The sequence below is a fragment of the Polyangiaceae bacterium genome (assembly GCA_020633205.1).
Lineage (GTDB): Bacteria > Myxococcota_A > Polyangia > Polyangiales > Polyangiaceae > JAHBVY01.
In genome coordinates this window covers 195,770-206,376 of the sequence record JACKEB010000020.1, presented here as the reverse complement: position 1 = coordinate 206,376, position 10,607 = coordinate 195,770, and the positions used below count along the sequence as shown (strand labels likewise).

General features: G+C 64.5%; 6 protein-coding genes. 2 read left to right on the top strand and 4 right to left on the bottom strand.

What is annotated here, in order from left to right; translation table 11 throughout:
* Nucleotides 1-14: 14 nt before the first annotated feature.
* The gene (locus H6718_32105; GenBank protein MCB9590102.1) at nucleotides 15-1,142 is read right to left on the bottom strand and encodes a hypothetical protein; all 1,128 of its coding nucleotides are present in this window, start codon (nucleotides 1,140-1,142) and stop codon (nucleotides 15-17) included.
* A 73-nt stretch (nucleotides 1,143-1,215) separates the two neighbouring features.
* Here H6718_32105 and H6718_32100 point away from each other — a divergent pair, with 73 nt between their 5' ends.
* Nucleotides 1,216-1,989, top strand: coding sequence for a class I SAM-dependent methyltransferase (locus H6718_32100; GenBank protein ID MCB9590101.1), 774 nt, complete (start codon nucleotides 1,216-1,218; stop codon nucleotides 1,987-1,989).
* Nucleotides 1,990-1,991: 2 nt separating this feature from the next.
* Here the strand turns inward: H6718_32100 and H6718_32095 are convergent, their stop codons facing one another.
* The 3 genes from H6718_32095 to smpB are packed head-to-tail and all read right to left on the bottom strand — an operon-like array spanning nucleotide 1,992 to nucleotide 4,967.
* Nucleotides 1,992-4,196, bottom strand: coding sequence for a class I SAM-dependent methyltransferase (locus H6718_32095; GenBank protein ID MCB9590100.1), 2,205 nt, complete (start codon nucleotides 4,194-4,196; stop codon nucleotides 1,992-1,994).
* Between the two features lie 25 nt (nucleotides 4,197-4,221).
* Nucleotides 4,222-4,473 (bottom strand): hypothetical protein, encoded by a 252-nt coding sequence (locus H6718_32090; protein MCB9590099.1) that lies wholly within the window; start codon nucleotides 4,471-4,473, stop codon nucleotides 4,222-4,224.
* The gene (smpB, locus tag H6718_32085) at nucleotides 4,470-4,967 is read right to left on the bottom strand and encodes an SsrA-binding protein SmpB (protein ID MCB9590098.1); all 498 of its coding nucleotides are present in this window, start codon (nucleotides 4,965-4,967) and stop codon (nucleotides 4,470-4,472) included. The genes H6718_32090 and smpB overlap by 4 nt, the downstream gene beginning before the upstream one ends.
* A 132-nt stretch (nucleotides 4,968-5,099) precedes the next feature.
* On the opposite strand from smpB, the gene H6718_32080 reads away from it, so the two are divergent.
* Complete coding sequence (locus H6718_32080; protein MCB9590097.1) at nucleotides 5,100-10,601, top strand: excinuclease ABC subunit UvrA; 5,502 nt, start codon at nucleotides 5,100-5,102, stop codon at nucleotides 10,599-10,601.
* Nucleotides 10,602-10,607 lie beyond the last annotated feature (6 nt).

Here is a 10,607-nt window from a genome sequence, read left to right as displayed (position 1 = left end):
TGGGGGGGAGGGAGCTACTTCTTCCCCTTCTTGCCCTTGCTTAGCTGTTTCACGACGGCCTGGGCGTGCTTGGCGTCGTCGTCCGAGCCGGCGGCGATTCGCTCCACGAACTCCAGGAATACGTCCTGGTGCTCCTGGATCCACTGGGCTGCCGCGGCTTTGGCTTTCGACTTGGTGGCCAACCAACACAGCATCCGGGCTGCGCCCTCGCTCTTGATCAGCCCGTAGAGGGCCACCGCTTCAGCGTGGCTCTCGGCGTCTTTTTGCTTTGCCGCTACCGCGCGGTAACGCGGCCAAACGGCATCGCCAGCGATGAACACCAGGCGCGGGTAGCTGACGTACGGCACAACGACTGGCGCGTCGACGAGCTGTGAGCGGACGAACTCCGGGTTGTCTTCGCACCATTCCAAGTAGATCTGGTCCACCGGGCCGTTCGTCCGCCGTGCGTACTTCTCCGCGAACTCAGCGCCGCCGATCGCCATCCCGATGCCGTGCGCCACGCTCTGAGGCTGCGCCCGCGCGTCTTCCGTGGATTTCGCGAACGCTTTTTCCAGTTTGGTCGTCGCGCTTTTGGCGGCTTTCTCGGAAGCGCGGCGCAACACGGGAGCCAAGCCTGAGGCGTAGTAGTTCAGTTTTCGATCGTGCAGCTTGTTGGGATCGGAGGCTTCGATCAGGGGTACCACCGCATCTAGCGTCGCGTCCGGGCCAAACAGGGCCTCAAACATGTAGAGGGGCCCAAACTGAACCGTGAGGTTCGATTCAATGTAGGTGGCCATGAACGCCTTGGCCGATTCGACGTCCACGGGTTCTGGATTGGTGAGTGCGGCGCGATACTCGTCGGAGTACTCGCGACCGACGTAGGGCTCCTTGCAGCCCAGCATGCGCAGGCGTCGGAATGCAACGGCCCTCGGGGTCAGGCTGTTTTGTCCATGGTAAAGCAACGTCGTGGTTCGTTGTTGCCAGGTATCGAAGTCGTCTGACGCTTCTTCGTTAGGGTGTCCGTCCGCGATGTAACCCAGACGAGGGAACGCCAGTGCGAACAGCAGGTCTTCCTCCGGACCAATCGCGAAGCCCGGCTTGAGCTGTTTGCCCGCCGCCGCTGCTGTCCCATGCATTAGCGCTTGCGTAGAAACGGTGTACATGTGGGTCTTCTACCAGACTCAAGAACCCGCCGAGCAGCCAATGAGAACTGCGCGAGATCCATGAGAAAACGTGATGCCTGCTGACGGAGATCGGCAACGGGAAGCGCTAATCGATACGGCGCGCTTCGCGGCGCAAGCGCGAGCGCTGGAGGGGCGCCGACGCGATGCGCTAATCATCGACCCGGTGGCAAAAGTGTTTGGAGGGCCAAAGGCGACTCACGCTCTAGCCGCATTGAACGCGACGCCAACGGTCGCTCTCGTCGCGCTCCGCGCACGCTGGCTCGACGAGTGGATCGTCTCCCACGCAAGCTCGCTCAGCGGTGTCGTGGCGCTTGGTGTCGGCTTCGATGCTCGCCCCCTCAGGATCTCGGTCCCCGAGTTGTGTTGGATCGAGGTCGACTTCCCAGAAGTGTTCGCCGAAAAGTCCAGGGCGCTGGAGCGGTTGGGCCAGAGCTATCCACGCACCGAGATCGCTGGCTCGATCCTCCACGACGAGGTGCTGGCTCAGGCCCTTGAGCTCCCGAGGAAGAGCGCCGGAGCCGGATGGTGCGTGCTGCTCGAGGGCGTCGTGGGCTACCTATCACGCGCGCAGGTGCGGCAGGTTTTCGAGCGTTTCGCGGACTGGGCTCCGCAAGCGACGGTGTTGTTCGACGTCCCGAGCGCGGCGCCGCCGCCAGGCGCGGCTCGGATCCTTCCACCCTTTCCGACGCTGAGTGCCGACATTGGAGAGCTCTGCGAGCGATGGGAGCTTGAAGAGCGATTCCGTGAGGAAAAAGTAGCCTGGGCGCCCCAGCGGCACGAACTAGAGGGCGGCGCCGGGCTATACGTCGCGCGGCTTCGGGGCTGACTCTAACTCAAGCGCTTGAGCACGAACCAGAGCAGCTCCAGGGGAGGGCTCTGCATCGGAAAGACGTTCCGTCCCTCTGCCCAGTCCACGAACCAGCTGGTGGGAGGCCACGCAAGCGCGGGCAAGTGAGTGCGCTCGAACTCTACAACACCGGTCTGAAGTTCCACCTCCAGACCTGCGTGTTGCAGTGCCGCCGCGAACTCCGTCGGGGTGTACAGCGTGCACCAGCGGGCCCGCGCAGCCTCGCGAGCCACCTCATCCGGCTCATAGCCTTCCGCGGTGATAAATGCAGTCAGCACGATCCGGCCACCGGGGTCGAGTTGGGCCGAAAGCTGCGCGAGTACGGAGTCGAGATCTTCGCTGTCCCCGAAATGGGACGTTACCTGCGACAAGATTGCGATGTGGTAAGGGCCGCGAGCTCCGCGGATCGGTTCCTTGAGGAAATCCACTTCATGAACGGTCACGTCGAGGGACCGACGTTGCGCCCACTTTTCGATCTGGATCGCGAACGCCTCAGTCATTTCTACCGCATCTACCTGATGGCCGAGGCGCGCCAGCGCCAGTGCGTTTCGGCCGTTGCCTGCACCGATATCCAGAACCTTTAGCCTCTGACCAAGCTGGTTCGCGACGTGCAGCACCATCGCATCGGGGTACGAGCCGAACATCTGATCGCCCCGGGGCAGCCACGCTTCGTAGCGATCAGCCAAGGCCGCGCTGTTGACTGTGATTTCGTAGTTTAGCCCACCGTGGGAAGCCTCCGAGTATTCGATCGCGGCCTCGCAAGACCCATGCAGCGTGAAGCCGTGGCGTATGGCCTCATGCAATTCCGCGGAGAAACGCTCTGAATCGGGGCCGCTGAAAGGGTAGCCGAGGTCTTCGAATACCCTGAGCACCTGTTCCGCACGCTCGCTCGCCAGCGCGGGAAGTGCTCGAAAGCATAGCCGCCCAGCAATCGGCGAGAACTGCCGCTCCCGGCCACGAAGCACCTTGTTCGCATCGCCTTCCGCATCGGGGTCGCTGGACTTCGTCATGATGTTCTTGGATTGGTTGCTGTCTACGTCGACCACCTCGAAGTTCCCTTGCGCTAACGCTTCCGCGAGGCGTTGGAAGGCCGGGTGCTGGCTCGGTGCGATTTCGTGCCATGCGCCCAACCCAGTGATGACTTGCACCACCTCAAATGGGTCACCGAGATCACTCATTTGACGCAGCTCGTGGAGGGGTGTCCAGACCTCACCGGTCGTCTGCGTGGCGGATTCCAGCGCGAACTCAGCGAAAGCTCGTCGTGCTGCCCTGGGCGAAGCCGGCTCGGCCTTCGAACTAACATGGGGAAAGTCGAGACTCTTGAAGCGCCGGTGCGTCGGCCCCGCTTCCGGCCATGGGCGGCTGCCCATCTCGTACTGCTGGATACGCACACAACCGACGCTGTGAACCTGAAGCTCTTCGAACACGACATGCCAGTCTCCGCGAGATCGCGAGCGAAATGCCGTGAGTCGTAGGTTGTTCGTCGAGCCGGTTTCAGCCATCGGCTTCGGCCATGCTGTCCCGCTCGCGGCAGCGTGGTCGAGCACGTTCAAGATGCCCGAGCGCTTGATTGTCGGCTCGACCTTCGCGCTTGCGAGGACGCTGGCAACCTCTTCGGGGCTGAACGATGCGATCAGGAATCGCCATACGGTGCCCGGATGACACTCGGTTAGGCTTCGCAGAATCAACCGGGCACGGCGATCTCCGGCGAGGGCGTGTGACGCCACGAAGTAGAAGGCGTCGGTAGGAAACGACCACAGCCATTGCAGCACCAACCCATTGGCGGACTCATCTGGTTCCGTGGGGTAATTGTGCAGGCTCCGGAGAGACCAGACGACCTCGAACGCACGGTCGGAACCGCTGCCGCAAAGAGCCGCACCGAGTGGCCAACCCTCTTCAACCAGCCGACCGTCTTCGATCTGCGTTGCGACCCAATTCACGAGCGCCGCACCGTAGCGCGCTCCAAGCATTTCGCCTGGTAGCTCGGCGACCCAGTGCACCGGCAAGCTCGCCATCACCTCCCGGAGCTCCGCGAAGTCCTCGAGCGACAGCAGTGCGGCCCACACTTCGTCGTCCTGACCTCGGCCAAGGAGAGCTTCGCGAATAACGTGACGCGCTCGTTCAAGCGGCATCAGGCGGCGTGAATCGAGCGGTCCTGAGTAGTCGATTTCTTCTGCCAGATCCACGTGCCCCCGCGGTCCCGAGTCAGGGTTAGCCGGTAATTCGGTTTCGCTGCTCTCGGGTCAGGTTGACCCACTTGCCGTCGAGCAAGAAGCGCCCGTCTGGCTGCTTTTTGCAGTTCTTCACCTTGATGGCGAAGACGCCGTTCATGCCGGCGACATTGCCTTCGAGAGTGGATCCCGGAGGAGACGGGATGCTGCTGCTGATCTTCGCGAAGTTGCCGTCGCTCTCCACCAGCGCGCCGTCACCGCCCTTTAGCCAAGCCAGGTCTAGCGCGCTCATCGGTTGCCTCCGCGGGTCTTGCCCTCACGGATCGCATCGTAGGCCTCGCGCTTCGCGTCCCTTTCCTTCAGCGACTGGCGCTTGTCGTACTGCTTCTTGCCGCGGGCGAGGGCGATCTCGAGCTTCGCTCGACCGTTCTTGAAGTAGCACTTGGTTGCGACGACGGTCATGCGCTCACGCTCCACCGTCGCGCGCAGGCGCTCGATCTCGTAAGCGTGGAGCAAGAGCTTCCTCGGTCTGGTCTCGTCGTGCCCAAACGCCGCGTGGTCCAACGTCGGGATGCGCATGCCTTTGACCACGGCTTGGCCGTCTCGCGTGATGTCGACCCAGGCGTCGCTGAGGTCACCGCCGTGGACGCGCAGCGCGCGCACCTCACTGCCAATCAGCTGCATGCCGGCTTCGTAGGCGTCCCCGAGCTCGTACTCGTGGCGTGCCCGCCGATTCAGAGCGACCACTCGATCGCCAAACAACGCCTTGTCTTTTCCCGCAGCCATCGCTGAAAACGCCGCGGCTACCGGGGCGCATCTGCGCCGCCGCGGGGAGGGCACTATGCACGCGCCACGGAGCGCCGCAAGTCCCAGCTTGGCCCTTTACCCAGGCACCCTGGAGGCGCATATCACCGCCTCATGCTGACCACGGAGCTGAAAGGCGCTCGCACCCACAATCTCAAGTCCGTCGACCTGAGCTTGGTACCGGGAGAAATCGTGGTGCTCACCGGTGTCTCGGGAGCGGGTAAGAGCAGCTTGGCGCTGGATACCCTGTACGCCGAGGGGCAGCGTCGCTTCGTCGAGAGCTTCAGCCCCTACGCGCGCCAGTTTCTCGAACGACTCGAGCGCCCTCCGATGGACTCCCTCGAGCCGGTGCCCGCTGCAGTGGCCGTCGACCGCAGCGCGCCAGTGAAGAGCTCTCGATCTTCGGTGGCGACGATGGCGGACCTCGAGCCGTACCTCTCGGCGCTCTTCACGCGGGAGTCGCTGCCCGTGTGCCCCGAACATGGGAGTATCGGTCGCCTGCTGGACGCGGCGGGCGCGGCGCGGGTGCTCGCGGAAGACGAGAGCCTGCAAGGGGCTGAACCGATTCTGCTTGGCTACGTCGTCAACGTTGCCTCGCGGGAACACTACTTGGAGCTGCGGGAGGCGCTGGCCGAGGCCGGCTTGCGGCGACTGTTCTTGAAAGGCGAGCTCCGCAAGCTGGATGACGTCAAGCCAAGCGAAGCTTCCAAGCAGCGGGTCGCCGTCGTCATCGACCGCATCAAGCCGACGCCGAAGGAGCTTTCCCGTATCGCGGAAGGCATCGAGCTCGCATTTCAACGCGGCAACGGCAGTGCGTGGATTGGTCTGCCTGACGGCAACGAGCGGCTGCTCAGCTCCGGTTACAGCTGTGCGCTGTGCGAAGACGCCGGCACGCCTCGGCGCTTGGAGGCGCCGCGACCTGGCTTGTTCTCCTACGAGTCGCCGCTCGGTGCGTGTGGAGAGTGCCGGGGCTTTGGTCGGGTGATTGGTGTCGACCCAGACAAGGTGATCCCGAACCCCGACTTGCCACTCTCCAAGGGTGTCATCCGTCCCTGGGCGCGGGGCAAGTCCACCACATGGGAGCGTCGCGAGCTCAAGAAGTACTGCGAGCGCGTCGGTGTGCCTTGGGACAAGCCGTGGAGCAAGCTCAGCAAGGAGCAGCAGCGGCTGGTGCTCGAGGGCGACGGCGACTGGAAGCGAGGTCATTTCCCCGGGGTACTGGGATGGTTTCGCTGGCTCGAGACGCGCACCTACAAGATGCACGTGCGCGTGTTCCTCTCACGCTATCGCGCCTACGACGTGTGCCCCTCATGCAACGGCAAGCGCCTCAACGCCCACGCCCTTGGCTACCAGGTCGGAGGCTTGAACCTCGCGGAGTGGCACGCTCTCGAGATCCAGCACGCGCACGGACGCATCGCCGCGCTTGCGACCCACAGCGGCCAAGGGGAGCTTGCGCGAAGCGAGCTCGAGAGTCGCCTCGGCTACTTGCATCGTGTCGGCCTCGGTTACCTCACCCTCGATCGACAGGCGCGGAGCCTGAGCGGTGGGGAGACCCAGCGCGTGACGTTGACCGCCGCGCTCGGTACCAGCCTACACAACGCGCTGTTCGTCTTGGACGAACCGACGGTAGGGCTTCACGCCCTGGATATCGAGCCGCTGACCAAGTTGCTCCGGGAGCTCGCAGACCGCGGCAATGCCGTGGTGGTCGTGGAACACGATCCATTGCTGATCGCAGCCGCCGACCGCGTGATTGAGCTCGGCCCAGGGGCGGGTGAAGCTGGCGGTCACATCGTCCGCGATTCGCGCCTCACCCCCAAATCCACGAAGGCGGCCAAGGGGACTGCCAGCAAAGCTACAAGCAAGGCGAAGAGCACCAAGCAGAAATCTGCGGGGAAAGCTAAGCGCGCTTCAGAGGAAACCCTCCTGGTCGCTGACGCCGGCCACTCGAGCTACAGCTTCCAAGCACCAGCGTACGAGCGTGAGCGTCGTCAGGCGACCCAGTGGCTTGAACTCACGGGTGCAGCTGAGCACAACCTGAAGGGCATCGACGTTCGCTTTCCGCTTGGCGTCGTGTGTGCGGTCACCGGTCCGAGCGGCTCTGGCAAGAGCAGCCTGGTAGAAGACGTGCTGGGTCGCGCGGTGCAGCGCGCGTTGGGAGATTTCGATGTCCCGCGTCCTGGCGCGCACACCTCGCTCAGCGGTACAGAAGCGCTGAAGCGGGTGATCCTCGTGGATCAGTCGCCGCTCGGCCGCACCTCGAGAGGTAACGCTGCGACCTATACCAAGGCTTGGGATCGCGTGCGTGCGCTGTATGCGGCGCGACCCTTGGCCAAAGCGAACGCGATCCCCCCGAGCGCTTTCTCCTTCAATGTGGACGGCGGGCGTTGCGAGGCCTGCAAGGGGGAAGGCTTCGAGACGGTGGAGATGCAGTTCCTCGCGGATGTGAGGCTGTCTTGCCCAGTCTGTGGTGGCAAGCGCTTCAAGCCCCATGTGCTCGCCGTGGAGTATGCGGGCGTCGACATCGCGCAGCTGCTCGACACGACCGTGGACGATGCGCTCGTGCTGTTCGACTCGCAGAAGGAGATCCAGCGGACGCTGGGGCCGGTCTCCCGCTTGGGGCTCGGCTACTTGCGCCTCGGGCAGCCGCTCTCGACCCTGAGCGGCGGCGAGGCCCAGCGACTGAAGCTCGCACGGGCGCTATGTGAGAGGCTCGACGGTGCGCTCTTGATCCTGGATGAGCCGAGCGCTGGCCTGCACTCCCATGAGGTTGGTCTCCTGCTGCGCGCTCTGGACGACGTGCTGCGCGCTGGTGGCAGCGTGCTGCTCGTCGATCACGACCTTGAGGTGATCCGCGCGGCGGACTGGGTGATTGACCTGGGGCCCCAAGGCGGCGCGGGCGGTGGCGAAGTGGTTGCGGTGGGCGCGCCACAGAGCTTGAAGCGCGGTGCGACCGCCGACGCTTTGCGCCTCGGTGCGGGGAGCCGTGTCGAGCGAATCCCGGCGGAACCAAGTCGCGCGGTGCTCAGCGTGGAGCGCGCGCGGGAGCACAACCTGCGCGATGTGTCCGTGGAGATCCCCCACGGCAAGCTGTGCGTGGTCACCGGCCCGAGCGGCTCTGGTAAGAGCAGCCTGGCGTTCGATGTGATCTTCGCCGAGGGGCAGCGGCGCTTTTTGGAGACATTGACGCCCTACGCGCGGCAGTTCTTGCCCACGTTGCCACGCCCCGACGTGAGCCGCGTGGAGGGGGTGCCGCCCGCGGTGGCCCTCGAGCAGCGCACGAGCCGCGCGGGTTCGAAGAGCACCGTCGCGACGGTGACCGAAGTGGCCCACTACCTGCGGCTGCTCTACGCGAAGCTCGGCGTGCCCCATTGTCCAGACCACGACTCGCCGATCGCGAACCTTGGCTTCGAACAGGTGCTCGCCGAAGTGAGTTCCCAGAAGGGCAAGTTCGAGCTGTTGGCACCGGTGATTCAGGCGCGTAAAGGCACGTACCTCGACGTGTTCACGACCGCGCAGCGGAGCGGCATTGAGCGCGCGTTGGTCGACGGCAAGTGGATCCAGACGGATACGCCGCCCAAGCTGAGCCGCAGCAAGGAGCATGACATCGATTTGCTCTTGGGGAGCCAGCTCAGCGCCAAAGACGTCACGCCCGAGCTCTTGCGCTTGGCGCTCCGCTGGGGCAAAGGCGCGGTCAGGCTCCTTTTCGCGAGCGGCGAGGCGCGGCTGATCTCCCAGAACTCTGCCTGCCCGACGTGTGGGCTCTCGGTGCCGGAGCTCGACCCGCGCTTCTTCTCGTTCAACACCAAGCAGGGGCGCTGCGAGACCTGTGAAGGTGATGGGGTGCTGAGTGAGGTGCGCAAGGTAGGTCGTGGCAAGCAGGCGCGCAGCGAAGAGGTGATCTCCGAGTGTCCTGAGTGCGCCGGAGAGCGCCTCGGTCCGGTGCCGCGCTCCGTGCGCTTCAGCGCGAACGGCAGCGGCGGGGTGCGCTACCCGGAGCTGATGAACCTGTCAGTGCGTCGCGCAGTCGCGGAGGTGCGCACGTGGAAGCTCAGCGGTGACCGAGCCCGTATCGGTGACGCGGTGGTGCAAGAACTCGAGCGCCGTCTAAGTTTCCTTGAGGAAGTAGGTTTGGACTACCTGAGCCTGGATCGCGGCGCCCGTAGCCTGAGTGGGGGGGAGATGCAGCGTCTCCGCCTCGCGGCGCAGCTCGGCTCTGGCTTGACCGGCGCGCTCTACGTACTCGACGAACCGACGATTGGTCTCCACCCCCGAGACACGTCACGCCTCGTCGGCAACTTGAAGCGCCTGGTGGAGCAGGGGTCGACGGTGCTCGTCGTCGAGCACGATGAGGACACGATTCGAGCTGCTGACTACCTAGTCGATGTTGGACCAGGAGGTGGCTCCCATGGTGGCAACATCGTGGCGGTGGGCGCCCCGGAGCACGTGCTGCAGCAAGTCGACTCACCCACGGCGCAGAGCCTGCGCGAGCCACCCCAGCTTCGCCAGTCGATCCCTGTGGAAATGGGTGCGAAGGACCACAAGGGCAAGGCGCCTGCGAAGGGCAAGGCGAAGAAGGACGTCTCGCCGGCCGGCGCCGAGCGAACAGCCGCCGACCAGCAGTGGCTCGAGCTCTTGGGTGCTTCGGAGCACAACCTGAAGGCGGTCGACTTGAAGCTGCCCATCGGGCGCTTGAGCGTGATCGCTGGAGTGAGCGGCTCCGGCAAGAGCACGCTGGTGCGCCAGGTGCTGCTGCCGGCGCTGAGACAAAAGCTAGGCTTGGTCGCGGAGACGCCCGGTGCCTTCAAAAAGCTTGGAGACACGGGGACGCTACAGCGAGCGATCAGCGTGGATCAGTCGCCCATTGGCCGCACACCGCGCTCGGTGCCCGCGACGTTCCTCGGGATCTTCGACGACCTTCGACGCCTCTACGCGGCCACCCCGGAGGCGAAGGTGCGAGGCTTCGACGCGAGCCGCTTTTCCTTCAACACGCCCCGCGGCGGGCGCTGCACGACATGCGATGGGCAAGGCGCGATCACTCACGAGATGAGCTTCTTGCCCGACGTCATCACCACTTGTCCCGCGTGTGATGGTCAGCGCTTCGAGCCGTCCACGCTGGAGATCCGTTACCGAGATCTCTCCATCGGCGACGTGCTGAACCTCTCAGCGGAACAGGCAGTGGCTGCGTTCGAGAATCACCCGCGCATCATCCAGCCGCTGCGCACCTTGGTGGACCTCGGTGCGGGCTATGTTCGCTTGGGGCAAGGCTCTCACACGCTGAGCGGTGGAGAAGCCCAACGCTTGAAGCTCGCAGCGGAACTCACCGAAGGCGCGCGGCATCAGCCAACGCTGTACGTTCTCGATGAGCCGACGACTGGGCTACATCTCCGCGATGTGGGCCGCTTGGTGCAAGTGCTTGGGCGGCTGGTCGAGCGAGGCGACACGCTGGTAGTCATCGAGCATCACCCTCACGTCATCGCCAGTGCCGATTGGATCGTCGAGCTTGGCCCCGAGGGTGGGGAAGCTGGAGGCGAACTCGTGGCTCAGGGTACGCCCGCTCAACTGCGCAAGCGCAAGACCGCGACAGGTAGGGTGCTGGCGGAACTGCTGGGGCGCTGAGCGATG